A 23,979-nucleotide genomic window follows, 5' to 3' on the forward strand; every position below is an offset into this window, starting at 1 on the left:
TCATTCGGCGGGGATAGCGGGCGCGGCGGCCGCGTCCGGATGGGCGGCTTGCGCTCCACCGGTTTCCGGCAGCAGCAGCCAGCACACGATGACGGCGACGGCCGCCGTTGCGCCGAGCACCAGGAACGCGGCGCTGTAGCCGCCATGGACCACGACGAGGCCGGCCATCGCGGTGGAGAGCGCGGCCCCGATGCTCTGCGCGGTGATGACGGCGCCCTGCGCGACGTTGAACCGGCCGGTGCCGCGCATCAGGTCCGCCACGATCACCGGCATGATGGCGCCGAAGATGCCAGCGCCGACGCCGTCGAGCAGCTGCACGCCGACCAGCCAGGCCTTGTCGTCGGACAGCGTATAGAGCACCGCGCGCAGCGGCAGGATCAAGAGCGCCGCGAGGAAGAAGCGCTTGTGTCCCCAGCGATCGGCGCGGGCGCCGACGAGGAGCGCCATCGGCACCATCACGAGCTGCGCCGCCGCGATGCAGGCCGACATCAGGCTGGTGCCGAGGTTCTTGTCCTGCAATGCGAGTTTCTGTCCCACCAGCGGAAGCATCGCTGCATTGGCCAGGTGAAACAGCGCCACGCAGATCGCGAAGATGAGGAGCGGGCGGCAGGTCAGCAGAATACTCAGACCGGAGGGCTGTTCATCGCGCTTCGCCGCGTCGCCGTGGTTCTCGTGCGACAGGCCGCGCGCCGCATCGTGATCGATCGCGCGCTCGGGAATCGCAAGCACGCTGATGAGACTGCCGGCGGAGGTTACTGCCATCAGATAGAACACGGCCGACGGGCCCAGCGCATAGGCGGCCACGCCCGCGATGACCGCGCCGACCGCATTGCCGGCATGGTTGAAGGTCTCGTTGCGCCCGATCCGGGCGGTGAAGGCCTTGGCGCCGACGATGCCGAGCGACACCGCCGCGATCGCCGGCGCGAAGATCACCCCGGCCGCGTTGGCGATGCTCTGCGAGATCGCCACCGGCCAGAAGCTCGACATCAGCGGCAGGGCCAGGGAGCCTGCCGTGACGATGATCGCGGCCACGATCATGATCATGCGTTTGGCCCTGGTCGCATCGACCAGCGCGCCGGCCGGCGTCTGCGCGACGATGCCCGCGATCGTCGCCAGCGACATCACGACGCCGATCGAGGCCTCGTCCCATTTCTGCTCGGTCAGCAGATAGATCGCGAGATAAGGGCCAAGGCCGTCGCGCACGTCGGCCAGGAAGAAATTGGCGGCGTCGAGCGCGCGGCCCGCGCGGCGCGTGGTGGTTTCATCCTGTGACATGCTGTTGGCCTCGGCTCCTCGATGCGTCATGCGTGCCTGAGATCAGGCGTGGGCGTGATCGTGCTTCGGTCCGTGTTTGGGCCCGTGCTTGTGCTTCGGCCCGTGCTTGGGACCGTCAGCATGCTTCGGCTCCGGCTTGCGGTGCTTGAGCAGCTTGAGCGTCTTCAGGCTCGGACCGGCTTCGCGGGCGTGAATGACGCGGCCGAAGCGCGTGTCGATGCCGTCGCCGCGGACCGCCAAGGTGGCCTTCGGCGCGAGCAGGTCGGGGATATCAGTGGCTTCCTTGGGCCCGATCCTGATGACGGTGCCGTCCGTCAGGAGCGCGCCGCGCAGCTCGCCTTTAGGTCCGTACAGCGACAGCCGCACGGTGCCTTCCGCGTCCATCTTGTGATGATCGTGCTTGGGATGCTCACGCTCCTTGTCGGGTCCGTGATCGACGATCTGGTGTCCGCTCGCTGTGATCACCGCGACTGCGGCGAGCAAGTCAGCGCCGCGCGGCCTGACCGCGTGCACGCCGACCTTGTCGCCGGCCTTGATGTGACGCGTCAGCTCCGCCTCCATGTGCGGAGGCGTGTGAACGAGCACATCCTTGTCGCCCGCGCGCATGACGAAGCCGTCGACCTCGCCATGAGGATTGAGCACGAAGCGCTCGAGAACGCCGGTCACCGCCGGCAGGCTGTCAGGGTCGATCCAATGCATGATTGTCTCCTCAGATCTGTTTGTTGGGTTCTTGCTTAGCCGCGCGGCGGGGGCGGCGGCGGAGGAGGACCAAGCCGGTCAGGCCCGCCCTTCGGACCGCGCGGCGGCCGGGGTCCCTCAACCTCGGTCAACTGATCCGGCGAGGTGCCGATCGCCCGGACGTCGACGAGCCTGCCGAGGGCAGTGTCGAGCACATCGCCCCGCACCGAGATCGTCTGTCCCACGCGCAGCGTGTCGGCGAGCCGGTCGGCTTCCGGCGGCGGCAGGCGAAGCGAGGTGCCGTCGTCGAGCACCGCGCCGTTGACCTCGCCGCGCTTGCCATGCAGCAGCGTGGCGATGCGTCCGCTGACGGTCTGATCGCTGCCGCGCCGTCCCGGTCCATCCGGCGGTCCGCTGTCGACCACGCTCTTGCCGGTCGCGATGTTGGTGACCTGCGTGGCGTCGACCAACGGCAGCGCACGGGCGCGCAGGCCGCGGACCGAGACGCCATCACCCGGCTTGATCGCAAACACGATTTGCGCGGTCAGATGCGGCGGCAGCTTCACCTCGGTGCCGTCATTGAGGATCAGCCCGTCGACGTCGCCGCGCGGCGTCAGCGTGTACTGCTTGACGATGCCGCGCGTCTCCGGCAGCTGCGACGCATCCCATGTCGCATCGGGCGGTGAGAGCGGTGCCTGGGCGTAGGCCGTGCCGAAGCCGGCGGCGGCGAGCACGAGCGCACCCATGATCGGCGTCATCTTTCGCGTCATCCTGGAACTCCTTGTCGAGGTTGGTGACGCGATCCGTTTCGCAACGGCCGTGCCAGTTGCCGAGCGACGATAAATCAATGGGTTGCGTGAGGAGGCGAGGGACTAGCCGTCGTCTTTTCCGACGGCGCGCGTCAGATTTCCTGACGCCTCGTCGCCGAGGCCGTAGCGCTGCATCTTGGTGTAGAGCAGCTGCCGGTTGATGTTGAGCTGTCGCGCGGCCTCGGTGCGGTTGCCACCGCAGGCCGCGAGCGCGCGGCGGATCAGACGCTCCTCCAGCCGCGCGACGGCCGCAGGCAGATCGGTCGACGGCTCCAGGTCGTCGTCGCTCGTCGCCTCGGAGATCTCGATGTCATCGGCATCGATGAGAGATCCGCGCGTCAGCACGCAGGCGCGCTCGATCACGTTGCGCAGCTCGCGGACATTGCCGGGCCAGGCGGCGCGCACGAGCTTGTCACTGGCAGCCTCGCTGAGCTGCGGGCGCGGCCGGCCGCTCGCGGCGAGCGACAGGAAGTGATGAGCCAGCGGAAGGATGTCCTCGGCGCGCTCGCGCAGCGGCGGCAGCTCGATCGGGATCACGTTGAGCCGATAGTACAGATCCTCGCGGAAGGCGCCGTTCGCCACCTGCTTGGCGAGGTCGCGATGCGTGGCGGCGACGACGCGGGCCGCGACTTTCACCGGCTTGCCGCCGACCGGCGTGATGATCCGCTCCTGCAAGGCGCGCAGGATCTTGGCCTGCATCGCAAGCGGCATGTCGCCGATCTCGTCGAGAAAGAGTGTTCCCGCGCCGGCATCGCGGAACGCGCCGGACCGATCGGAGGTCGCGCCGGTGAAGGAGCCCTTCACATGGCCGAACAATTCACTTTCGAGCAGGTCCTGCGGGATCGCCGCGCAGTTCACGGCGATGAAGGGGCTGGTGCTGCGACGGCTGTGGACATGCAGCGCGCGCGCGACGAGCTCCTTGCCGGTGCCGGTCTCGCCCCGGATCAGCACCGTCGCGTCAGAATCGGCCGCGAGACCGATCGTCTTCTGCACCCGCCGCATCGCCTCGCTGGTGCCGATCAGGCCGCTGTCGTCCGTGCGCGGCTTGTCGTGCGGCGGATGGGCTCGCGGCGGCAGCCGCTCGATCAGCTCGCGCAGCGCGTTGCGGCCGATCGGCTTGACGAGATGATCGAACGCGCCGAGCCGCATCGCCTCGATGGTGTTTTCCGGGCTCGCATAGGCCGTCAGCACGATCACCGGCGGCGCATCGCCATCGGCGCGGATTCGGCGCAGGGTCTCGATGCCGTCGATCCCTGGCATGCGCAGGTCGAGCAGGATCGCATCGGTCTCTTCTGACACCATGCCGATCGCCTCGCGTCCCGAGGCCGCGGTGAGCGCGATGTGACCGAGGTCGGTCAGCGTCTCCGCGAGACCCTCGCGAAGTGCGGCGTCGTCGTCGACGATCAGGATGGTGGCCATGGCAGGGAAATCTCGAAGCTGGTGCCGGTGCTGATGGGAGCTAATCTGGCCTCGCCATGATGGGCGCGCGCGATCTCGCGCACGATGGCGAGGCCGAGGCCGGTGCCGTCGGCGCGATTGCTGACGAAGGGTTCGAACAGACGATCCTTGATGCCGGCGTCGACGCCGGGGCCGCTGTCGGTGACGCGAAACAACAAGCGCCCGTTCTGGATCTCGGAGGCCACGACGATCTCGCCGCCCTCGGGCGTATTCTGGATCGCGTTGAGGATCAAATTGTCGAGCGCCCGCTGCATCTGGGCGGGATCGAAGCAGGCGGCTTCAGTCGAGGAGGGCGCGAGCACGCGCAGTTGCAGGCCGTGACGCGTGGCCAACTCGCGATGCGTCTCGATCGTCGCCTGCAGGAAGCCTGCGAGATTGACGGAGCGCTTGGCCGGCTGGCTCGTTTGCGTCATGGCGAGCAGATCCCGCAGCAGCGCGTCGAGACGCGCGACCTGCTGCAGGATCGCTTCGAGCGCGCGACTCTTGCGCGCGGGATCGGACGAGGCGAGCGCGTTCTCGGCCTTCAGGCGCATCGCCGCGATCGGGTTGCGGATCTCGTGCGCGAGGTTCGCGGACAGACGGCCGACCGCGGCGAGCCGCTCCGCCGCAGTCGCGCGGTCGCGCTCCGCCGCGAGCCGATGGCCGGCGTCGTTGACGGCGTCGACCAGGCGGTCGAGCTCGCGCGCGCCGGTCCGTGGCAGCTGCGGCAGGTCGGCCGTGGTGGAGGACGTGCCGAGCGCGCTCTCGATGATGGCGATGCGGCGCGACCACGAGGCCAGGATGAAGGCGAGCCAGATGGCCGAGCCGAGCAGAGTGAGCGCGAGCACCGAGAGACCCGTCAGCAGATGCGTGTAGGCCGGACCTTCGGTGGTCGCAGCGCGCGTCATGGTCCATGCCGTGACGTTTGGCAGCGGGCCGCGCAGCGGGCAGGCGTGGACGATCAGGGTCTGCGAGCGGCCGGCGTTTTCGGTCGTCCCGGCACGGCCGCTGCGCTGGGTGTCGCCATTGACCTGCTGAATGACGCTGAGCTCGGCAGCGGGAAGATCGGTCTTGGGCCCGGTCCCCTCATAGGTCGGATAGGCATAGGCGAGCGAGCCGTGGTCGGCCTGCCAGATGCCGCCCTCGACGCCAGGCGAGGCGGCCAAGGCGGACTGCACCACGGGGATGAGATCCTGCTTGATGCGATCATCGATCGGTGCGCCGCCCCAGCCCGAGACGAAGAACTGATAGCGGTCGGCGATGTCGCGGCAGCCACGGACAACCAGATCCTGCGCACGTGCCACGCGCGCCTGTGACGATTGCTGAAACGACTCGACGAGGAGATAGGCGGTCGCCGCGCCGGAGACTGCCAGCATGAGCCAGAGCGCCGACAGCCGCGAGCGTAGGGAGCGCATCGATTGGTCCGCAATGACAAGGGATGCCTGAGCATGCAAGCCATCCGCAGGCAGGACACGGATCGATGCACGTCATCGCGGAAAGGAACGCCTGATCAGCAACAATGGTTCCCGCGCTACCGCTCACCGCGGCAGCGGCGCCTTCTCGGCCATGGCCTTGCGGAGAATGCGGGACAGCGACTCGACCGAATACGGCTTCTTGATCAGCTCGAAGCCGTGATGGGCGTTCTCCGCGAGCACATGGCTGTAGCCTGAGGTCAGCACCACCGGCAGGCCGGGATAGCGGTCGCGGATGATGCCGGCGAGCTCGAGGCCATTGATGCCGGGCATGATGACGTCGGAGAACACGAGATCGACCGCGAACTCGTTATCCGCGAGGATCGCCAGCGCATCCTGGCCGTTCGACACGCGGCGCGTGACGTAGCCGAGGTCCTCGAGCAGCTCGGTCGAGAACTGCCCGACCTCGTCATTGTCCTCGACTACAAGCACACGATAGCCGCGGCCGATCGTGGCCGGCTCGACGCGCGCCGTCGTGGCGTCCACGCCTGATTGCGGCGCGGCGGCCTGCGGCAGATAGATCGTGAAGGTCGCGCCATGGCCGAGCCGGCTCTCCACCGCGATGTCGCCTTCGGACTGCTTGGCGAAGCCGAAGGCCTGGCTGAGGCCGAGCCCGGTGCCCTTGCCGACTTCCTTGGTGGTGAAGAACGGCTCGAAGATCGCATTGATGTTCTGAGGCGCGATGCCGGCACCGGTGTCCGTCACTGAGATCGCGATGAAGGCGCCGGGGCGCGCGCTCTGGCCGCGCAATGACGGGATCTGATCCGTCCGCTGCACGCCGATCGTCAGCCGTCCCTCGCCATTCATGGCGTCGCGCGCGTTCACCGCGAGATTGATCAGCGCAGTCTGGAATTGCGCGATATCGGCGAGCGTGAACAGCTTGGCATCGTCGATGGCCGGTTCGATCTGGATGCGGCTGCCGACCAACGGGCGGATCAGCTGCACCACGCTTTCGACCTGCTCGCCGACATTGAACACCTGTGGTGTCAGCGGCTGCCGCCGCGCGAAGGCCAGCAACTGCCCGGTCAGCTTCGAGGCGCGCTCGACCGTCTCCGAGATCGCATCGACGTAGCGCCGTCGGCGTTCTTCGGCGAGATCGCGGCGGCGCAGGAAGTCGGTGGCCGAGCGGATGATCGTGAGCAGGTTGTTGAAGTCGTGCGCGACGCCGCCGGTGAGCTGGCCGACGGCCTCCATCTTCTGCGATTGCCGCAGCAGATCCTCGCCCTGGACGCGCTCGGTGATGTCGACGGCCTCGGCGACCGCGCCCATGATTGCCTCGTGCTGATCGAACAGCGGCCGCATCGACAGCTCGAAATGCCGATCAAAATCAGGAAATTCGAGCCGCACCTCGGTGCGGAAGCTGTCGCCCGTGAGCACGCGCGCAAATGCAGTGCGCAGCATCTCGCTCACGCCCGTCGTGTAGGTGAACCACGGTGCGTCCCAGAGCGGCTGGCCGATCACATCGACGCCGCCGGCGCGCATGCCCATCACGGCGATGCGGTTGGCGTGGGTGATGCGGCCTTCGACGTCGAGAATGGCCTGATACTGATTGCTGGTGTCGAAGATGGCGCGCATGCGCGCCTCGTTGGCGGCGAGCTGCGCGGTGCGCTCGCGGATGCGCTCCTCGAGCGTTTCGTTGATGCGCCGCAGCTCGATCTCGCCCTGCTTTGCGGCCGTCACGTCGTGGGCGACGCCGATGAAGCCGATATGCTTTCCGTTCGCGTCCCAGCGCGGCTGGGATTCCGAGCGCAGCCAGCGCCATTCGCCGTCGGCCCGGCGATAGCGGGCCTCCAGGAAGAACGGCTTCAGCGAGCATTCGCCGGATTGCTGCTGGTCGAGGACGCGCTCCAGGTCTTCCGGATGCAGCGCCTTGCGCCAATCGAAGGCGAGCGCCTCCTCGTGCGACACGCCGAGGAAGTCGACATAGGCGCGGTTGACGAAAGAGCGGGTGCGGTCGAGCTTCGTGACCCAGATCGGCACCGGCGCGCTGTCCGCAATCAGGCGAAAGCGCTGTTCGCTCTCGCGCAGCTTGGCCTGGGCCTGCATCTGATCGGTGACGTCGATATGGGCGCCGACCAGGCGGATGGCGCGGCCGGTCCAGTCGCGCTCGATGCGCGCGATGACGCGGATCCAGCGGGTCTCGCCATCGCTCGGCCGGATGATGCGGTATTCGGTGGTATAGTCCTCCTGCTTGCTTTTGACCGCCGCAATGAAGTCCTGCTCGGCCTTGGCGCGATCGTCAGGATGAACGCGCTTGACCCAGTCTTCGTGCGTTTCGTTGGCGGCCTCGGAGGGCAGGCCGTGAATGATCAGATATTCTGGCGAGCGACGGTTGCGAAAGCCCTCGCGGAGATCGACCTCGACGCCGCCGACCCGGGCGATGCGCTGAATGCGCGCGAGCTCCGCCTCGCGCTCCTGCAGGGCCCGGTAGGCCTGGTCGCGATCCCTGGCGATCTCCTCGATGTGCTGCCGCAGCTCGGCCGCGCCAGCGACTTCAGGGACGATCTCGTCTCGTGGCGCGTCCGCGCTGCTCATGCTGACCTGCACCGGGAAAGCAAGGTGTCGCCGGACCATTTCACCTGACGTGTTCGGAAGCGTGGCGACATTGGGTTGAATGACAACAAATTGGCCAGCGATTGGGGCGGACGAACGCCCGCGCAATGAAAACGTTGAGGCAGATAAAAAGTTCCGCAGCCCCGGAACGGACTGTTACTGTCATGCGTCGTCAGGCGCTAGACACCGCAACGCGTAGGTCCATACCGTGAAGCTCTTCGTCTGTCAGGCCTGCAAGAATATCCTGTATTTCGAGAATCGCAGCTGCGGGCGCTGCGGCCATCAGCTCGCCTTCATGCCGGAGCGCCAGACGCTGTCGGCGATCGAGCCGGTAGAGCAGGGCTTTCGGACCTTGGCCGACGGCCGGGAAGGGCGATTCTTCTGCGCCAACGCCGAGCACGACGCCTGCAACTGGCTGCTGGAAATCGGCGAGACCGCCGGTTTCTGCCGCGCCTGCCGGCACAATGGCACCATTCCCAATCTGTCCGACCCGGCGCAGCTCGCCAGCTGGCGCGAACTGGAGGTGGCCAAGCACCGGCTGTTCTATTCGCTGATCCGCTGGAAGCTGCCGCTGAGGACGCGAATCGAGGACCCGCAACACGGCCTCATCTTCAATTTTCTGGCCGACGACCCCACTGGCCAGCAGAAGGTGATGACCGGTCACGACAACGGCCTGATTACGATCGCGCTTGCCGAAGCCGACGACATCGAGCGTGAAAGGCGACGGCTGGAGATGGACGAGCCGTACCGGACCTTGCTCGGCCATTTCCGCCATGAGGTGGGGCATTATTTCTGGGACGTGCTGGTGCGCGATGCCGGCAAGCTCGAGGCGTGCCGCGCGGTGTTCGGCGACGACTCGCAGGATTATGGCGAGGCGCTGAAGCGCCATTACGACGAGGGGGCGCCTGCGAACTGGCAGGACAATTACGTCTCGGCCTATGCCACCACTCATCCGTGGGAGGACTTTGCCGAGACCTGGGCGCACTATCTGCACATCGTCGACACGCTGGAGATGGCGTCCGAGTTTGGCATCGAAATCGATCCGCCGGCCGACCAGATCGGCGGGCTCACCGCGCGCGTCACCTTCGATCCCTATGTCGCGGAAGATTTCGACACCATCGTCAACGCCTGGCTGCCATTCACCTTTGCCATGAACAGCGTGGCCCGGGCGATGGGCGCGCGCGATCTTTATCCGTTCATCCTGACGCCGCCCGTCATTGCCAAACTCGGCTTCATCCATGCGCTGGTGCGTCAAAGCGTGCCTAAGGCCGCCGCTGCGCCCGCTGAAAAGCCGCAGGTCGCGCCCAAGGAGGCGGTCGGGGCGGCATGATCCGCCTTGACTCCTTAGAACATAAAGTGAACATGATGGCGTGACCGGAGCGAGGATCGCCATCACGCCATGCCGTCTGAAATGCACGCCAACACCGAGCAGACCGATGATGCGGCGCTGGACGCTGCCGTGGACCAGGCGATTGCAGCCTGCGGTGGTGATCTCAGGGCGACCATTCGCGCGCTGATCATTGCGAATGATTATCTGGAGACCGAGGTCGGCGAGTTGATGAAGGCGGTGTCGCACGCCTACACGCGAGGACGTTTCAACAGCTATTCCGGCTGACGGGACGGCTGGTCTCTGGCATGCCTGCCCAATGCGCGGGACCGCGCCGAGAGTCGGGTTGCGCGCGGGCGATTTTGCTATAGACGAACCCACGAGCTCGCGGTGGTCGCGCCTGTGCCGTGAGCGGGGAGCCCGCCCAAAGGTATCAAGAAAAAACATGTTCAAGACCATTCTGATCGCGAACCGCGGCGAGATCGCCTGCCGGGTCATCAAGACCGCCCGCCGCATGGGAATCAGGACCGTTGCGGTCTATTCGGAAGCCGATCGTGATGCGCTGCATGTCGAGATGGCCGACGATGCGGTGCTGATCGGCCCGCCCGCCGCCGCCGAGAGCTATCTCCTGATCGACCGCATCGTCGAGGCCTGCAAGAAGATGGGCGCGCAAGCCCTGCATCCCGGCTACGGCTTCCTGTCCGAGCGCGAGGCGTTTCCGCGCGCGCTCCAGGAGAATGGCATCGTCTTCATCGGCCCCAATCCCGGTGCGATCGCCGCGATGGGCGACAAGATCGAATCGAAGAAGGCCGCCGCCAAGGCCAAGGTCTCGACCGTGCCAGGCTTTCTCGGCGTCATCGAGGACGACAAGCACGCCGTGCGCATCGCCGACGAGATCGGCTATCCCGTGATGATCAAGGCCTCCGCCGGCGGCGGCGGCAAGGGCATGCGCATCGCGCATTCGACCGCGGAGGTCGCCGAGGGCTTCAACCTGGCGAAGGCCGAGGCGAAGGCCTCGTTCGGCGACGACCGCGTCTTCATCGAGAAGTTCATCGTCGATCCGCGCCACATCGAGATCCAGGTGCTCGGCGACAAGCATGGCAACGTGATCTATCTCGGCGAGCGCGAATGCTCGATCCAGCGCCGCAATCAGAAGGTCATCGAGGAGGCGCCGTCGCCGCTGCTCGACGAGGAGACCCGGCGCAAGATGGGCGAGCAGGCGGTCGCGCTCGCCAGGGCCGTGAACTACGACTCCGCCGGCACGGTGGAGTTTGTCGCCGGCCAGGACAAGAGCTTCTACTTCCTGGAGATGAACACCCGTCTTCAGGTCGAGCATCCCGTCACCGAGCTCGTCACCGGCATTGACCTGGTCGAGCAGATGATCCGCGTCGCGGCCGGAGAGAAGCTCGCGCTGGCGCAGAAGGATGTCGCGCTGACCGGCTGGGCCGTGGAATCGCGCGTCTATGCCGAGGATCCGTTCCGCAACTTCCTGCCCTCGATCGGCCGCCTCACCAAGTATCGTCCGCCGGCCGAGAGCAAGGCTCACGGCATCACCGTGCGCAACGACACCGGTGTGCAGGAGGGTGGCGAGATCTCGATCTATTACGATCCGATGATCGCCAAGCTGGTCACCCACGCGCCGTCGCGCGCCGCGGCCATCGAGGCGCAGTCGACCGCGCTCGACGCGTTCTATGTCGACGGCATCCGTCACAACATCCCGTTCCTGTCGGCGCTGATGAACCATCCGCGCTGGCGCGAGGGCCGGCTGTCGACCGGCTTCATCGCCGAGGAGTTTCCCAAGGGCTTTGCCGCGCGCGCGCCGGAAGGCGAGATCGCGCGCCGGCTCGCGGCGGTCGGTGCTGCGATCGATCACGTGCTCGGCGAGCGCAAGCGGCAGATCTCGCAGCAGATGATCGGCCGTCCGGTAACGCGCCAGGGCCGCCGCGCGGTCTGGCTCGGCCGCGATGAGATCCTGCTCGACATCGCCAGGGACAATGGCGCGATCACCGTCCGCTTCGTCGGCGCCGACGGCAAAGTGGGGCCGGCGCATGCGCTGGTGTCCGAATGGAAGCCGGGCGATGCGGTCTGGCACGGCACCATCGATGGCGCCGAGATCGCGGTGCAGACGCGCCCGATCCCGAACGGCGTTCGCCTCGCCCATCAGGGCGTCGAAGCGCCGGTCTACGTCTACACCGAAGCCGAAGCCGCCGCTGCGCGGCTGATGCCGGTCGTCACCGCCGGCGACAGCGGCAAGAAGCTGCTGTGCCCGATGCCGGGCCTCGTGGTCTCGATCGCCGTGACCGAAGGGCAGGAGGTCAAGGCCGGCGAGACGCTCGCCGTGATCGAGGCCATGAAGATGCAGAACGTGCTGCGCGCCGAGCAGGACGGCACCGTGAAGAAGGTCCACGCCTCGGCGGGCGCGACGCTGGCCGTCGACGCGCTGATCCTGGAGTTCGCGTAAGTCTAGCCGCCGTCATTGCGAGCGCAGCGACGCAATCCAGGTCTCAGTATGCGACTCTGGATTGTTTCGTCGCTTTGCTCCTCGCAATGACGGAGAGAGAGGGGCGTGATGACATTCCGTACTCGCCGAGAAGCGTTACGCTCCATCCTCGCCAGCGACCGCTGCGTTCATCCCGGCTCCGTCTACGACGCGATCTCGATCCGCATTGCCGAGGACCTCGGCTTCGAACTCGGCATGTTCGGCGGCTCGGCTGCTTCGCTCGCCGTGCTTGGCGATTCGGACATCGCGCTGATCACGCTGACCGAGCTCGCCGAGCAGATGCGGCGGATGTCGCGGGCCGCCGTGCTGCCGGTGCTGGTCGATGCCGACCATGGCTACGGCAATGCCATGAACGTCCGCCGCACCGTGCAGGAGCTGGAGGCCGCCGGCGCCGCCGGTCTCACCATCGAGGATACGCTGCTGCCGCAGGCGTTCGGCGCTGCCAAGCCGCAGCTGATCTCGCTGGACGAAGGCGTCGGAAAGGTGAAGGCGGCGCTCGACGGACGCGGCGATCCCTCGCTGGTCATTCTCGGCCGCACCGGCGCCGTCTCCATCACCTCGCTCGACGACGCGATCGCCCGCGCCAGGGCGTACGAGGCGTGCGGTGTCGACGGGCTGTTCTTTACCGGCATCAGTACGCGCGATCAGCTCGATGCGATCGCAGCCGCCACGACGCTGCCGATCGTGCTCGGCGGCGCGCCGGACGAGATGGCCGACCTCGGCTATCTCGCCGCGCGCCGCGTCCGCGTCGCGCTGCAGGGGCATGCGCCGATCGCCGCCGCGACGCAGGCGGTCTACGACACGCTCAGGGCGCTGCGTGATGGCACGTCGCCAAAGCAGTTGAAGGGACTGCCCTCGGCCGAGCTGACGTCGCGCGTGATGCGCGAAGCCGACGTGAAGATGCGGTTGCGCGATTTTCTGAGGCTCGGATCATGACCGATCGCGTCATCGTCCACGTCATGGTGCGCGGTCGCGTCCAGGGCGTCGGCTATCGTGCTTGGGTCGAGGATCAGGCGATCCTGAACGGCGTCGAAGGTTGGGTGCGCAACCGCGCCGATCGCAGCGTCGAGGCGGTGTTCGCCGGGTCGGCCGACGACGTCGCCGTCATGGTCGCAGCCTGCCGGCACGGTCCGCCGGCTGCGCGCGTCGACGGTGTGACGGACACGCCGGCCACCGTCGATCAGCTCGCGCTACGCCGGCCCGCGGAAGAGTTCTCCGTTCTGCCGACGGTGTAGTTGCGGCGCTTACCACGCCGAAATCACCAATGCCTGGATCTGCCCGACGACGGGCCCACTGCCGAACCGTCGCCGAAGCGCGTTCGCAGCCGCGTCCGTTACTGTCGCCAGATCCGGCTGGCCACGCGCCTCGATCTCGCCGCGCATCGGCGTCCCCTGGCAATAGGCGATGGCGGGCTCTTGCGCGGAAGCGGCGCGGCTGCGGTGCGGCAGCGTCTCGATGATGCTATCGGAGAAACCCGCTTCATTCAGGTCGGCCCTGATCTTCACCGCGTCGAAATAGCCGTGTGGCGCGCGGGTGAAGAACTGCGGCGGGTTGTCCGTATAGACTTGTTGCAGAGCCTCGTGGACGACGTGGGCGAACTCATTGTCCTCGATCCGGTCCCAGACGTTGAAGACGAAGCGTCCGCCGGGCCTCAGCACGCGCCGCGCCTCGGCATAGCCCTTGATGCGATCGGGGAAGAACATCACGCCGAATTGGCACGCGACGACATCGAAGCTTGCATCGGCGAAGGGCAGGGCGAGCGCGTCGGCCTGTTGCAATACGACGCGGCTCGCGTCGGCCAAGTGTGTCCTGGCCTGCGCCAGCATCGGCGCGTTGAGATCGGTCGAGGTGATCAGGACCTCCGGCGGCAACTCGGCATGCAGGGCCCTGGTGACCGCGCCGGTGCCCGCGGCGGTCTCCAGCACGTCACGCGGCCGGAGCGCCTTGATGCGCCGCGCCAGATCCTGCGCATACGGCGTGAAGATCAGCGGAACCAGCAGCTCATCGTAGATCTGCGGGATTGAACCGGTGAAGGCCTTGTCGGATGCCGTCATGGCTTGCTCCTGTTCCAACGGGGCAGGGACGATCGGGGCGGTGGTCGTCGGCGGTCAAGTTCGCACTCTCATCTCCGTCTTGCCAATCGTCCCTCGGGTTCAGCGATCAGCCGCTCTTGACATTCATCTCCATCAGTCAGATATTTCTGTCATGACAGAAATTACAGGCAAGAAGAAGCTTCCTCCCGCCGTCGAGCGCTTCATCCTCAACTGGGGCGACATGGGCGACCAGTGGGGCGTGAACCGCTCGGTGAGCCAGATCCACGGCCTGTTGTACCTCGCCGAGAAGCCGATGACGGCGGAGGACATCGCCGAGACGCTCGGCATGGCGCGCTCCAACGTCTCGAACTCGCTGAAGGAGCTGCTCGCCTGGGACCTGATCCGGCGCGTGCCGATCCTGGGCGATCGCCGCGATCATTTCGAGGCGGAGACCGACATCTGGGAGGTCGCGCAGCGCATCGCCGCGGGCCGCAAGCAGCGCGAGATCGATCCCGCAATCGCGGCGCTGCGCGCCTGCGTCGCGGAGGCGACCGCCGATCCCGGCATCAGCTCGGTCGCGGCCAAGCGGCTGAAGGACATGCTGGCGTTCACCGAACTGGTCGACCGCTGGTACGTGCAGATGCTGAAGGTACCGCGGCCGCGTTTGGTCGCGTTGATCAAGCTCGGCGAGAAGATCGCAAACCTGCTGCCGTCGGGACGATCCAGGTCCGGCAGCGATTAGTTCATTGGAGGGCGTCATGGTGAGCCTACGACATCTCGGACTTTCAGCACCTTCAAATGTCCGGCTCCATGACGATCACCGTTTCCGCGCGCTGCTGTCGCCGGAGGATTGGGGCCGGTTGCCGGTCTCGATCTGGCGGCGCTTCTCCAAGCGTCTCGCCGACGGCGCCACCGTCGTCTATGTCGGCGAGGTCGAGCAGGCGGAGATGAGCCGCGCCGGATTCTGGTTCGCGCAGGCCGCACGGTTGATCGGCGGCCCGCTGCCGATCACGGCGAACACCGGCGTGCCGATGATCGTCTCTGTCACGGAGGATCCCGCCAGCGGCGGCCAGATCTGGACCCGCATCTGCGGCCGCCCGCATGGCTTTCCGCAGGTGATCCATTCGGCCAAGCGCTTCGCCGGACCGACGGGGCTGGAGGAATATCTCGGCTGGGGCCTGAGCATGAGCCTGCGCGTCTGCGTGACGGAGGGTACGCTCGCCTTTCATAGCGCCGGCTACACCCTCGCATTCGCGGGCCGGCGCTGGCGGCTGCCGTCCTGGCTCACGCCTGGAAATCTCACCGTCACCCATTCCGATCTCGGCGGCGGCGCCTTCCGCTTCGCGCTCGAGATCGTCCATCCGCGCTTCGGCCGGATCATCCGCCAGAGCGCCGTGTTCAGGGAGTCCGCACCATGACGCCGCTGCTCCGGTCTTTGATCGCCGTTCAGGTCGTGATGGGGGTGTTCGACACCTTCTATCATCACGAATTCACCGAGCGCCTGGCGTGGCGGCCGTCGCAGCGGAATGAGCTGAAGCTGCACGGGATCCGCAATCTGCTCTATGCGCTGCTGTTCGCCGTTCTCGGCTGGTGCGAGCCGCATGGACTGTTCGCGATAGCGGTGCTCGCGGTGCTCCTCGCCGAGATCGCGATCACCCTGACCGACTTCGTCGAGGAGGATCTGACGCGCAAGCTGCCGCCGAGCGAGCGCATCAATCACACGCTGCTCGCGATCAATTATGGCGCCATCCTGATGCTGCTGGTGCCGGTGCTCATCGACTGGGCGATGCAGCCTTCAGCCGTTGTGTTGGCCTATGCCGGCCTTCTGAGCTGGATCGCCGCAGCGGCCGCGATCGGCGCCAGCCTGTGTGGCCTGCGTGATTTCGCCGCCGCGGCGCGGCTCGGGCGAATGGCCCAGCCCGACGCGAGCGGACTGGTCGCAGTGCTTCCGCCGGCACAGACCATCCTCGTCACCGGCGCCACCGGCTTCATCGGCGCGCGTCTCGTTGCGAGCCTTGCCGCGTCCGGCCATCACGTGATCGCGTTGGTGCGCGATCCGGCCAATGCCGCGAACCTGCCGCCGCCGCTGACCCTGATCACCAACCTCGATCAGATCGCTTCGGACACCCGCATCGATGCGATCGTTAATCTCGCCGGCGAGCCGATCGGCAACGCGCCGTGGACGGCGGCCAAGCGCGCGGCGATCGTGCAATCCCGGCTCGCCATGACGGAGGCCGTCGTCGCCCTGGTCGCGCGGCTCGCGCGCAAGCCGAAGGTGCTGGTGAATGGCTCGGCGATCGGCTGGTACGGCCTGTGGCAGGACCAGCCGCTGACCGAGTCGGCCAAGTCGCATCCCTGCTTCAGCCACGATCTCTGCGACGCCTGGGAGCAGGCGGCACGCGGCGCCGAGGTGCATGGCGTGCGCGTGGCGCTGCTGCGCATCGGTCTCGTGGTCGGCCGCGACGGCGGCTTTCTGTCGCGCATGCTGACGCCGTTCGAGTTCGGCCTGGGCGGTCCATTCGGCACCGGCGCGCAATGGATGTCGTGGATCGAGCGCGACGATCTGATCCGGCTGATCGCGCATGTCATCGCGACCGAGTCGATCACTGGCCCCATCAACGCGACGGCGCCGCTGCCGGTGCGCAACATCGCCTTCACCGCCGAGCTCGCACGCTGCCTGCGGCGACCGGCCATCCTGCGCGTGCCGGCGGGGCTGCTGCGCCGTCTCGGCGGAGACTTCGCCGAGGAGTTGCTGCTCGGCGGCCAGCGGGTCGTTCCGAACAAGGCGCTGTCGAGCGGATTCGTGTTCCGCCACCAGAGCCTGCGCAGCGCGCTGGAGGCGATCTTGTGAGCTGCTCACGACCGAGCGGAGCGGGCTGCCGTCGCCGACGGCAGCTCGCCGAACGTGGCGCGGTAGTAGCGGGCGAAGTGACCGGCATTGGTGAAGTTGCAGGCTGCGGCGGCGGCTGCCACGGTTACCGCAGGATCGCCGGAGCGCAGCATCTCGTGCGCGCGGCGCAGGCGCACCGCCTTGGCGAAGGCCATCGGTGAGTAGCCGCGCACGCGCTCGAACACGCGAAAGATCGAGCGGGCGCTGACGCCGGCCTCACGCGCCAGGCGCTCGATGGTGATGGGCTCGCGCCAATTGGCCTCGATGTAGTCTTCGAGGCGCTTGACCAGTCCGAACTCGGGCATCGGCGCCGGATCGATCAGCATATCGCGGAAACGATGGCGGCTGGCGCAGAGGAAGGCGACGTGCACGGCGTCTTCCAACTCGCGATAGACAGCAACCGGAAAGGCCGCGTCCTGCTCGCTGAGCTGGGTGGTGAGGAATTCGAGCAGGCGGAGCAGGCTGCGGGCCTGCGGATCGGCGGACGGGATGGCGGCGTCGATCGCATAATCGGCGCGCGGCGGCACGCCGACCAATGCTGCGAGCCGCTCGCGCAGCACCTTCGGATCGAGCCGCAAGGTGAGCCGCCGGTGGCCGCCCTGGCAGGCCATCTGCCACGGTACGCCCGCCGGCGCGACGGCGAATTGCTGCTCGTTGACATCGGTGGCGTCGCCGCGGGCGCAACTGACGGCGCGTCCCCTCATGGCGATCTGCAGGCGGATGAAATCGGCGGGCCGGTGGTCGGAGACCATGTCGCAGGTGGTGGTGCCGAAGGCGAGGCCGATGGTCTGAAGCTCGATCAGATTGACGACCGCCTCGAAACGCTCGGCATGGCGGAAGTCGATGCGCTCGGCGCCGAGCTTGCGGCTTGCGAGGTCGCGCAGAACTTCGGCGCTGGAGGTCCGAATCAAGGCATGACGATGCAAAGGTTCGAGGCCGCTCGAAGCAACGCCGGCTACGCCCGTGGCCGCCGGGCTCGGCTTTGGTGAAGCGCTGACGAGGTCAGTTGCGGTCAAGAGACGGTTCAAGCCGCTTCTCCTGAGCTTCGAATGTTAACCTATGCTACATGACGGTGTGGCCTCGTCAATTACTTCGCCGGCGAAGCGCTTCGGAACGCGGCCGCCAGTGTGCGCAACGCCGCGCGCTTGGCAGCGTCACTGACTTTGGCATGAAGGATGACCTTCGACCGGCCGAGCTTCGGCAAGCCAAGCGCTGGGCCGTGATCGACCAGACCTGCCGGAGCGATTCGGCGCGCCAGAGGTGCGACCGCAAGCCCAGCCTGTGCGGCGGCCACGACCGCGGCGACGCCGCCGCCGACGAAATTTTCGACATAAGGCCATTTCGCCTTGTCGAGCGCGCGCACCGCAAGGGCGCGCACGCCGCACGGCGCAGCCAGCGTCGCGAGCGGCAACGGCGTGCCTGCCGGCGCACGAAATCGCGGGCTCGCGAACCAGCCGAATTCGTCGTCGGCGAGGGTCTCGCCGCCGCGGCGGGAGGCTTCCTGGCGGATGATGATCGCATCGAGCGTGCCCGCATCATAGCGGTCGAGCAGGTCGCGCGAGAAGCCGATGCCGACCGACAATGTGAGCTCGGTGGTGATAGCGTGAAACTGCTGCAGCATGGGGACCAATTCCGGGCCCGCCGCATGATCGCTGATGCCGAGCGCCAAGCGCGGACGGATTCGGGGCGCCGCTGCCAGCGCGACGTCGTGCGCGGCCACCAGGGCGCGGGCATTCTCGACGAAGGCCGCGCCATCGGCCGTGAGTCGCACGGCGCGCGGGGAGCGCTCCAGCAGCCGCTTTCCGAGCACGGCTTCCAGCCGCTGCAGCTTCAAACTGACAGCGGCCTGGGTTGTCCCCAGCGCTTCGGCCGCGCGCGTGAAGCTTTGCAGGTCCGAGACCAGCAGGAAGGTGCGGACCGCGGCGATGTCGAGCGTCGGTGTCATTTCAAGAGCTTATCATTGATATCTTGCATGATAGCATACATAAATGATTGGCGACGCGCTAGGTTCTGGTTCGTAAGGCGGCTTGCCGCCGTTCACGAGAAAGAGCCGACCCATGCCCCTGATCAACATCGTCTATGCCAGCTCACATCGCTCACCTGCGCTGAAGAAGCACATCGCGGACGCCGTCACGGCGCTGACTGCGCGCATCCTCGGCAAGGATCCCAAGGTCACTGCGGTCATCGTCTCCGAGGCCGATCCGGCCGACTGGTTCGCCGGCGGCGCCTCGCTGGCCGAGCAGGGGCTCGCCAGCTACTGGATCGACATCCACGTCACCGAAGGCACCAACACCAAGGACGAGAAGGCGGCCTATCTTGCCGCAGTCTTCGAGCGCATGGCCGAGCTGATCGGGCCGCTGCATCACGAGACCTATCTGCATGTCGACGAGGTCAGGGGCGATGCCTACGGCTTCGGCGGCCTGAGCCAGGAGCGCCGCTACGTCGCGGCCCGGCTCGGCGTTCCGCCGCAGCCGGCCGCCTGAGCTCACACCGTCTCCGGCAGGGCCGCGACTGTGGCGCCGAACACGCTCTCGAACGCCTGCCGGAGCGCCACGTCGACATCGGCCATGGTCACCGGCAGGCCGAGATCGACCAGGCTGGTGACGCCGTAGCGCGGATCGGTGACGCCGCAGGGCACGATGGCCTGGAAGTGCGACAGGTCGGGCTCGACATTGATGGCGATGCCATGAAACGTGACCCAGCGCTTCAGCCGGACGCCGATCGCGGCGATCTTGTCCTCGAAGCCCTGGCCCTTGTCGGGCCGCCTGACCCAGACGCCGACCCGGTCCTCGCGCCGCTCGCCGCGCACGTTGAACGCGTCCAGCGTGCGGATGATGGTCTCCTCGAGCGCCGCGACATAGGCGCGCACATCCGGCCGGCGGCGCTTGAGGTCGAGCATGACATAGGCGACGCGCTGGCCGGGGCCGTGATAGGTGACCTGGCCGCCGCGTCCCGTCGCGATGAACGGAAAGCGCGGGTCGCGCAGATCCTCCGGCTTGCCTGACGTGCCGGAGGTGTAGACCGGCGGATGCTCCAGCAGCCAGACCAGCTCCTCGGCCTCGTGGGCGGCGATGGCCGCCGCCCGGGCCTCCATGACCGCGGTCGCCTCGGCATAATCGACCAACGAATCGGAGATGCGCCACGCCACCGCGTTGCCGGGAGGGCCGGCGAAGGGGGAGAGGTCGAGCGTTTCGCGGCTGTTAACCATTGGCTAACCACAACATGGTGATGTCTCGGGTAACGGAATCCAGTGACTTCGGTGCTCTCGCAGTGTCAACCCTCGATAAAGTGACAGTCGACCTGATGGTCGTTCTCGGCACCTGCTCCATGCCCATCCACCAGGTTCTGCGGCTGTCCCGCGGCGCCATCATCGAGCTGGACGCCACCGAGGCCGACGACGTCAAGGTGCTGGCCAACAATCTGCCGATCGCCAACGGCGTGGTCCTGGTCGACCGCAACCGCATTGCGGTCGAGGTCAAGCAGATGCTGCCGCGCTCGCCGACACCGACCACCCGATAGCGTCCGGATCGGCCACTAAAACCATCCACAATCCGGTATTTTAGGGCAGGGCGGGCCTTGTCCCCCCGACATCGATTTGATACACGGGCGCCACTGATCCGGTGCCGCTGTTTCCTCTGGCCCCGGCTTCTTTTAGCGCTCGTGGCGGAATTGGTAGACGCGCTGCCTTGAGGTGGCAGTGGGTAACACCGTGGGGGTTCGAGTCCCTCCGAGCGCACCATACCTCTCCTCATCAAATTCGGATCTGTTGCCGGTTCGTTCTGGTCTTGCGCCCGTCGATCGGGCGTGGGGCCATGATCCCGCGGCGCAATGGCGTCCGAGTTGTTCCGGTCGTTCCGCCCTCGAAAGATGAGAGGGCGCGGGGAATGCCGGGCGCTGGCCGCACCCATGGCCCGCCTGCAGACAAAAAAGCAGGCGGCAGTCACCACAGGTTCAGCCGAGAACACCCGGCATTCCCCGCGCGATGGTTTTCACGCTTATGTCGCGATCTCCCCGGTGTCCGGCTTGCAAGTCACCGTCGCCGCCGGGATCATCACCCAACAGCTTGACGCCAGCATCGGGGCGTCAGGACCACGCGTCTTCACGTCCGCAAGCTGCCGTTCGTCGGCGGGCATGACACCCGCTGCAGCGCACTCGCGGCCACCGCATCCCCAGCCCAACGTCTCGTGACGATCGCGAAGCGCCCCTCTCGCGGACCGGGATGAGCATAGATAATCACATATTCTGAAAATCGGCAAGTGAATAATATTTTGCAGAAGTATGGCGTTTCTGGTGTCGATCCATCTTCGGCGCCGGGAGTGGACTGTTGGACCAGTGGTGCGGGTGTCGCGCTTCATCTGATGAAGGGGGAGCTGCTCGCTAACGTCATTGCCTTCGGCCACGGGCGAACTGCGTCGACTGGATCACGAGAGTCCACCCGCCGTCACGACGCGAGGCAGGTGGCGGACTCGGCTGCGTAATCAGAAGTCCGAACAAACGCGATCGACAGAAGAAGCCGATATGCTAGCGTGCAGAGATCATCGCCTGGCACACCTGCTGAGACTGACCGCTCGGATTGCAGCAATGAAGCTCGACCGCATCGATATCAAGATCCTGCATGAATTACAGAAGAACGGTCGCGTTACCAATGTGGAGCTCGCCAAGCTGGTCAATCTGTCGGCGAGTCCCTGCCTCATGCGCGTGAAAAAGCTCGAGATCGAGGGCTATATCTCCGGGTATTCGGCGCAGATCAACGTGGCCAAGCTCGGTTCGACGCTCACGGTTTTCACCGAGGTCACGCTGAAGAACCATCAGCAGATCGACTTCGCTCGATTCCTGGCAGCGATCGAGAAGGTGGAGGAGGTGGTGGAGTGCCATCTCGTGTCCGGCGGGTATGACTATCTCCTGAAGGTCGTCACGGCCGGAATCAGCGAGTACCAGGAACTCATGGAGCGTTTGAGCAGCCTCAATGTCGGGATCGACAAGTACTTCAGCTTCATCGTTCTGAAGTCACCGTTGGTGCGAGCCCATCTTCCGCTGAAGAGCCTATTTCCGCTCTGAAAGAGCCCGCTTGCGCTTGGCGGCCGAATCACGCGGGAGGAGCCGCGCTGAGCTCGGAGCGCCAGCCGTGGCCCCTCGGCCTTCGTAAATTTCTGCCGAAAACAGCGGAAGAAACGAAACATCCTGCTTCGAGACGGCGGAAAATGGTGATCCCGCCGCTCGGTTACGCCCTACCTTGATCGCATCATTCATCGGCTTGCAGCGCCGACGACGAGGATAGTGCGCATGACCCGCTTCCGCCCGAAATACATCACCTTCGACTGCCACGGCACGCTGATCCACTTCCAGATGGCCGAGGCGGCTCGCGACATCTACGGCGCGCAGCTCAGCGAACCGCAAATGCTGGAATTCATCAGCAACTTCGCAGCCTATCGGCTCGACGAGGTCATGAAGCACTGGCAGCCCTTCGCGACCGTCATCCACAATGCCCTGGAGCGGGCCTGCAAGCGCAACGGCGTCGCTTTCCGGCCCGAGGATGCCCGCAACATCTACGAGCGCATTCCGAGCTGGGGTCCTCATCCGGATGTGCCGGAGGGCCTCGCGAAGGTTGCCAAGGAGATCCCGCTGGTCACGCTGACCAACTCGATGGACGCCCAGATCGGCTCCAACGTGGCCAAGCTCGGTGCGCCCTTCCATGCGGTGTACACCGCCGAGCAGGCCTGCGCCTACAAGCCCCACTTCCGCGCCTTCGAATACATGTTCGACATGTTGAACTGCGGTCCGGAGGACATTCTGCATTGCTCCTCGTCGTTCCGCTACGATCTGATGTCGGCGCATGATCTGGGCATCAAGAACAAGGTCTGGGTCAATCGCGGCCATGAGCCGGCCAATCCCTATTACGGCTATGTCGAAATTCCTGACATCAGCCATTTGCCGGGCGTGGTCGGTCTCTAGATCAATCTCGCATAGGTCCTGACGCGCCCGGCGTGGATTGCTGGGCGCGCCGGACGAAGAGGAGAGGGCGGGCGGTCACGCAAGAGCATTCAGGGCCGCCTGACGACACCGAGGAGGCGATGTTGCGCGTCGATGATGACGCCGGCGGCTCGGCGGCGTGGCCGCGGAGCGCACGACCGAAGGGCAGCCAGCCGCGTTGGCCCGCACCGTCTTCCGATATGTTTTTCCGCGCCGCCTCGGCCGTCATGGCGACGTCGCCTGATGTCATCGAGGTGGATGTGCTCCAAGCGCTTCTGGCGCGCCATTATGCGCTCGACGGGCGCATCGAGGTGCTGTCCTCGGAATTGGAGGATTCGCGCGGTACGCTACGCCGGTCTCTTCTTCGGGATTGACGTGGGGCTAGATGCGATGTCGCCGATCGAGCGCCGCAGGATGGCGCTCGATGTCGTGAACGCGATGCGCCACGGTGGCGTTCTCATCAGCACCAACGGAGCAAATGAGGATACGCTCAAAGTGCGCCGGCCACTGGTCTGCGCAGCGCAGCATGTCGACCGTTTCCTGGAGGCGCTCGAAGCCGCGCTGAAAAAGTGCGGGAGCCAATCGATCTAAACCCGGCGGACCTTGATGCCGGCTGCGAGCGGCTTCATCCGACGCGATGCTCATCGAGGCCGCCTGCGTGCGGCAGTTGGCGTGCGCCATCCCCCGCGCACGCTGCGCACTCCGCCGATGCCGGTTTCCTGAGCAACGCAGTTGCGAAAGCGGCAAGGAGAAGGGAGTAGCAGATGACCGGGCTGTCCGATGTTTCAAGCCGCGCGGTGGGATTGAGAGGCCGACGGAGCCGGACAAGCCTCGATCAGAGGATAATATACCGAAAGCGACCCGGGCTGCAGACGAGTATGCTGCGCCCCTCTCGCCATTCAGCGTTTCGTGTTGCTAACGGCGCGCAACACTGACTGGAACGGCCACGGAATCTGGGCGGGATTTCATGGCCGGCGACCACTTCACGGTGCGCCCTCAAGTTAGGCAAACTGCCGCGACTTGTGCCTCTTACCC

The 23,979-nt window shown here is 66.3% G+C and carries 24 protein-coding genes and 1 tRNA gene; 15 read left to right on the plus strand and 10 right to left on the minus strand.

Annotated features, from left to right (window positions below; genetic code table 11):
- The 6 genes from BRAD285_RS13880 to BRAD285_RS13905 all read right to left on the minus strand — a co-directional run bounded on the left by BRAD285_RS13880 (nucleotide 1) and on the right by BRAD285_RS13905 (nucleotide 8,206).
- Nucleotides 1–1,275: an MFS transporter gene (locus tag BRAD285_RS13880; RefSeq protein WP_006610548.1), complete on the minus strand. Its 1,275-nt coding sequence runs from the start codon at nucleotides 1,273–1,275 to the stop codon at nucleotides 1–3.
- A 42-nt stretch (nucleotides 1,276–1,317) separates the two neighbouring features.
- Nucleotides 1,318–1,974: a hypothetical protein gene (locus tag BRAD285_RS13885; protein ID WP_006610547.1), complete on the minus strand. Its 657-nt coding sequence runs from the start codon at nucleotides 1,972–1,974 to the stop codon at nucleotides 1,318–1,320.
- Nucleotides 1,975–2,009: 35 nt separating this feature from the next.
- Nucleotides 2,010–2,711 carry an OB-fold nucleic acid binding domain-containing protein gene (locus BRAD285_RS13890; RefSeq protein ID WP_006610546.1) on the minus strand — a complete coding sequence of 234 codons (702 nt, stop codon included), beginning with the start codon at nucleotides 2,709–2,711 and terminating at the stop codon, nucleotides 2,010–2,012.
- Between the two features lie 114 nt (nucleotides 2,712–2,825).
- A complete protein-coding gene (locus tag BRAD285_RS13895; protein ID WP_006610545.1) occupies nucleotides 2,826–4,181 on the minus strand; it encodes a sigma-54 dependent transcriptional regulator in 1,356 nt (451 codons plus the stop codon).
- Entirely contained in the window at nucleotides 4,166–5,614 is a 1,449-nt protein-coding gene (locus BRAD285_RS13900) for a HAMP domain-containing sensor histidine kinase (protein WP_087877646.1), read from the minus strand. Before BRAD285_RS13900 ends, BRAD285_RS13895 begins: the two co-directional genes overlap by 16 nt.
- Nucleotides 5,615–5,737: 123 nt before the next feature.
- Nucleotides 5,738–8,206, minus strand: coding sequence for a PAS domain S-box protein (locus BRAD285_RS13905; protein WP_083846346.1), 2,469 nt, complete (start codon nucleotides 8,204–8,206; stop codon nucleotides 5,738–5,740).
- Nucleotides 8,207–8,432: 226 nt separating this feature from the next.
- Between BRAD285_RS13905 and BRAD285_RS13910 the strand changes: the two genes are divergently transcribed.
- The 5 genes from BRAD285_RS13910 (at nucleotide 8,433) to BRAD285_RS13930 (ending at nucleotide 13,286) form a co-directional block, all read left to right on the plus strand.
- Nucleotides 8,433–9,554, plus strand: coding sequence for a putative zinc-binding metallopeptidase (locus tag BRAD285_RS13910; protein ID WP_006610541.1), 1,122 nt, complete (start codon nucleotides 8,433–8,435; stop codon nucleotides 9,552–9,554).
- Between the two features lie 69 nt (nucleotides 9,555–9,623).
- A complete protein-coding gene (locus BRAD285_RS13915) occupies nucleotides 9,624–9,839 on the plus strand; it encodes a hypothetical protein (protein WP_006610540.1) in 216 nt (71 codons plus the stop codon).
- Between the two features lie 157 nt (nucleotides 9,840–9,996).
- Complete coding sequence (locus BRAD285_RS13920) at nucleotides 9,997–12,012, plus strand: acetyl/propionyl/methylcrotonyl-CoA carboxylase subunit alpha (RefSeq protein ID WP_035645252.1); 2,016 nt, start codon at nucleotides 9,997–9,999, stop codon at nucleotides 12,010–12,012.
- Nucleotides 12,013–12,120: 108 nt separating this feature from the next.
- Nucleotides 12,121–12,987 (plus strand): oxaloacetate decarboxylase, encoded by an 867-nt coding sequence (locus BRAD285_RS13925; protein WP_006610538.1) that lies wholly within the window; start codon nucleotides 12,121–12,123, stop codon nucleotides 12,985–12,987.
- On the plus strand, nucleotides 12,984–13,286 hold the full coding sequence (locus BRAD285_RS13930; protein WP_006610537.1) for an acylphosphatase: 303 nt from the start codon (nucleotides 12,984–12,986) through the stop codon (nucleotides 13,284–13,286). The genes BRAD285_RS13925 and BRAD285_RS13930 overlap by 4 nt, the downstream gene beginning before the upstream one ends.
- 9 nt (nucleotides 13,287–13,295) lie before the next feature.
- On the opposite strand, the gene BRAD285_RS13935 is transcribed toward BRAD285_RS13930, so the two are convergent.
- A complete protein-coding gene (locus tag BRAD285_RS13935) occupies nucleotides 13,296–14,105 on the minus strand; it encodes a class I SAM-dependent methyltransferase (RefSeq protein WP_006610536.1) in 810 nt (269 codons plus the stop codon).
- Nucleotides 14,106–14,256: 151 nt separating this feature from the next.
- Between BRAD285_RS13935 and BRAD285_RS13940 the strand changes: the two genes are divergently transcribed.
- The 3 genes from BRAD285_RS13940 to BRAD285_RS13950 are packed head-to-tail and all read left to right on the plus strand — an operon-like array spanning nucleotide 14,257 to nucleotide 16,935.
- A complete protein-coding gene (locus BRAD285_RS13940; RefSeq protein ID WP_006610535.1) occupies nucleotides 14,257–14,826 on the plus strand; it encodes a GbsR/MarR family transcriptional regulator in 570 nt (189 codons plus the stop codon).
- Between the two features lie 16 nt (nucleotides 14,827–14,842).
- The gene (locus BRAD285_RS13945) at nucleotides 14,843–15,502 is read left to right on the plus strand and encodes a DUF4166 domain-containing protein (protein WP_006610534.1); all 660 of its coding nucleotides are present in this window, start codon (nucleotides 14,843–14,845) and stop codon (nucleotides 15,500–15,502) included.
- Entirely contained in the window at nucleotides 15,499–16,935 is a 1,437-nt protein-coding gene (locus BRAD285_RS13950) for a TIGR01777 family oxidoreductase (protein WP_006610533.1), read from the plus strand. The genes BRAD285_RS13945 and BRAD285_RS13950 overlap by 4 nt, the downstream gene beginning before the upstream one ends.
- A gap of 5 nt (nucleotides 16,936–16,940) precedes the next feature.
- Here BRAD285_RS13950 and BRAD285_RS13955 read toward each other — a convergent pair whose 3' ends face one another.
- Nucleotides 16,941–17,885, minus strand: a complete 945-nt coding sequence (locus BRAD285_RS13955) for an AraC family transcriptional regulator (RefSeq protein ID WP_244422112.1) — start codon at nucleotides 17,883–17,885, stop codon at nucleotides 16,941–16,943.
- Nucleotides 17,886–18,061: 176 nt separating this feature from the next.
- On the minus strand, nucleotides 18,062–18,919 hold the full coding sequence (locus BRAD285_RS13960; RefSeq protein WP_006610531.1) for a LysR family transcriptional regulator: 858 nt from the start codon (nucleotides 18,917–18,919) through the stop codon (nucleotides 18,062–18,064).
- A 112-nt stretch (nucleotides 18,920–19,031) separates the two neighbouring features.
- Here BRAD285_RS13960 and BRAD285_RS13965 point away from each other — a divergent pair, with 112 nt between their 5' ends.
- Nucleotides 19,032–19,457 (plus strand): 4-oxalocrotonate tautomerase family protein, encoded by a 426-nt coding sequence (locus tag BRAD285_RS13965; protein ID WP_006610530.1) that lies wholly within the window; start codon nucleotides 19,032–19,034, stop codon nucleotides 19,455–19,457.
- Nucleotides 19,458–19,459: 2 nt separating this feature from the next.
- Here BRAD285_RS13965 and lipB read toward each other — a convergent pair whose 3' ends face one another.
- Nucleotides 19,460–20,182, minus strand: a complete 723-nt coding sequence (lipB, locus tag BRAD285_RS13970; RefSeq protein WP_006610529.1) for a lipoyl(octanoyl) transferase LipB — start codon at nucleotides 20,180–20,182, stop codon at nucleotides 19,460–19,462.
- 20 nt (nucleotides 20,183–20,202) lie between these two features.
- Between lipB and BRAD285_RS13975 the strand changes: the two genes are divergently transcribed.
- From BRAD285_RS13975 to BRAD285_RS35760, 6 genes are all read left to right on the plus strand, one after another.
- Complete coding sequence (locus BRAD285_RS13975) at nucleotides 20,203–20,493, plus strand: FliM/FliN family flagellar motor switch protein (protein WP_371507592.1); 291 nt, start codon at nucleotides 20,203–20,205, stop codon at nucleotides 20,491–20,493.
- A gap of 135 nt (nucleotides 20,494–20,628) precedes the next feature.
- Nucleotides 20,629–20,713: transfer RNA gene (locus BRAD285_RS13980), tRNA-Leu, on the plus strand.
- Nucleotides 20,714–21,555: 842 nt separating this feature from the next.
- Nucleotides 21,556–22,032: an Lrp/AsnC family transcriptional regulator gene (locus BRAD285_RS13990; protein ID WP_006610526.1), complete on the plus strand. Its 477-nt coding sequence runs from the start codon at nucleotides 21,556–21,558 to the stop codon at nucleotides 22,030–22,032.
- 225 nt (nucleotides 22,033–22,257) lie between these two features.
- Nucleotides 22,258–22,926, plus strand: a complete 669-nt coding sequence (locus BRAD285_RS13995) for a haloacid dehalogenase type II (RefSeq protein WP_035645247.1) — start codon at nucleotides 22,258–22,260, stop codon at nucleotides 22,924–22,926.
- 119 nt (nucleotides 22,927–23,045) lie between these two features.
- Entirely contained in the window at nucleotides 23,046–23,318 is a 273-nt protein-coding gene (locus BRAD285_RS35755; protein ID WP_035645245.1) for a hypothetical protein, read from the plus strand.
- Between the two features lie 16 nt (nucleotides 23,319–23,334).
- Entirely contained in the window at nucleotides 23,335–23,535 is a 201-nt protein-coding gene (locus tag BRAD285_RS35760; RefSeq protein WP_006610524.1) for a hypothetical protein, read from the plus strand.
- Nucleotides 23,536–23,979: the final 444 nt, after the last annotated feature.

Source organism: Bradyrhizobium sp. ORS 285 (genome assembly GCF_900176205.1).
Classification (GTDB): domain Bacteria; phylum Pseudomonadota; class Alphaproteobacteria; order Rhizobiales; family Xanthobacteraceae; genus Bradyrhizobium.

Bases quoted from the DNA above. Each gene is read 5' to 3' on its own strand.
- BRAD285_RS35755 (WP_035645245.1), top strand. From the start codon at position 23,046: ATGTTGCGCGTCGATGATGACGCCGGCGGCTCGGCGGCGTGGCCGCGG.
- BRAD285_RS13940 (WP_006610535.1), top strand. From the start codon at position 14,257: ATGACAGAAATTACAGGCAAGAAGAAGCTTCCTCCCGCCGTCGAGCGC.
- BRAD285_RS13925 (WP_006610538.1), top strand. From the start codon at position 12,121: ATGACATTCCGTACTCGCCGAGAAGCGTTACGCTCCATCCTCGCCAGC.
- BRAD285_RS13920 (WP_035645252.1), top strand. From the start codon at position 9,997: ATGTTCAAGACCATTCTGATCGCGAACCGCGGCGAGATCGCCTGCCGG.
- BRAD285_RS13900 (WP_087877646.1), bottom strand. From the start codon at position 5,614: ATGCGCTCCCTACGCTCGCGGCTGTCGGCGCTCTGGCTCATGCTGGCA.
- BRAD285_RS35760 (WP_006610524.1), top strand. From the start codon at position 23,335: ATGTCGCCGATCGAGCGCCGCAGGATGGCGCTCGATGTCGTGAACGCG.
- BRAD285_RS13975 (WP_371507592.1), top strand. From the start codon at position 20,203: ATGTCTCGGGTAACGGAATCCAGTGACTTCGGTGCTCTCGCAGTGTCA.
- BRAD285_RS13945 (WP_006610534.1), top strand. From the start codon at position 14,843: ATGGTGAGCCTACGACATCTCGGACTTTCAGCACCTTCAAATGTCCGG.
- BRAD285_RS13915 (WP_006610540.1), top strand. From the start codon at position 9,624: ATGCCGTCTGAAATGCACGCCAACACCGAGCAGACCGATGATGCGGCG.
- BRAD285_RS13995 (WP_035645247.1), top strand. From the start codon at position 22,258: ATGACCCGCTTCCGCCCGAAATACATCACCTTCGACTGCCACGGCACG.
- BRAD285_RS13890 (WP_006610546.1), bottom strand. From the start codon at position 2,711: ATGACGCCGATCATGGGTGCGCTCGTGCTCGCCGCCGCCGGCTTCGGC.
- lipB (WP_006610529.1), bottom strand. From the start codon at position 20,182: ATGGTTAACAGCCGCGAAACGCTCGACCTCTCCCCCTTCGCCGGCCCT.
- BRAD285_RS13885 (WP_006610547.1), bottom strand. From the start codon at position 1,974: ATGCATTGGATCGACCCTGACAGCCTGCCGGCGGTGACCGGCGTTCTC.
- BRAD285_RS13895 (WP_006610545.1), bottom strand. From the start codon at position 4,181: ATGGCCACCATCCTGATCGTCGACGACGACGCCGCACTTCGCGAGGGT.
- BRAD285_RS13935 (WP_006610536.1), bottom strand. From the start codon at position 14,105: ATGACGGCATCCGACAAGGCCTTCACCGGTTCAATCCCGCAGATCTAC.
- BRAD285_RS13880 (WP_006610548.1), bottom strand. From the start codon at position 1,275: ATGTCACAGGATGAAACCACCACGCGCCGCGCGGGCCGCGCGCTCGAC.
- BRAD285_RS13965 (WP_006610530.1), top strand. From the start codon at position 19,032: ATGCCCCTGATCAACATCGTCTATGCCAGCTCACATCGCTCACCTGCG.
- BRAD285_RS13950 (WP_006610533.1), top strand. From the start codon at position 15,499: ATGACGCCGCTGCTCCGGTCTTTGATCGCCGTTCAGGTCGTGATGGGG.
- BRAD285_RS13990 (WP_006610526.1), top strand. From the start codon at position 21,556: ATGAAGCTCGACCGCATCGATATCAAGATCCTGCATGAATTACAGAAG.
- BRAD285_RS13960 (WP_006610531.1), bottom strand. From the start codon at position 18,919: ATGACACCGACGCTCGACATCGCCGCGGTCCGCACCTTCCTGCTGGTC.
- BRAD285_RS13905 (WP_083846346.1), bottom strand. From the start codon at position 8,206: ATGAGCAGCGCGGACGCGCCACGAGACGAGATCGTCCCTGAAGTCGCT.
- BRAD285_RS13930 (WP_006610537.1), top strand. From the start codon at position 12,984: ATGACCGATCGCGTCATCGTCCACGTCATGGTGCGCGGTCGCGTCCAG.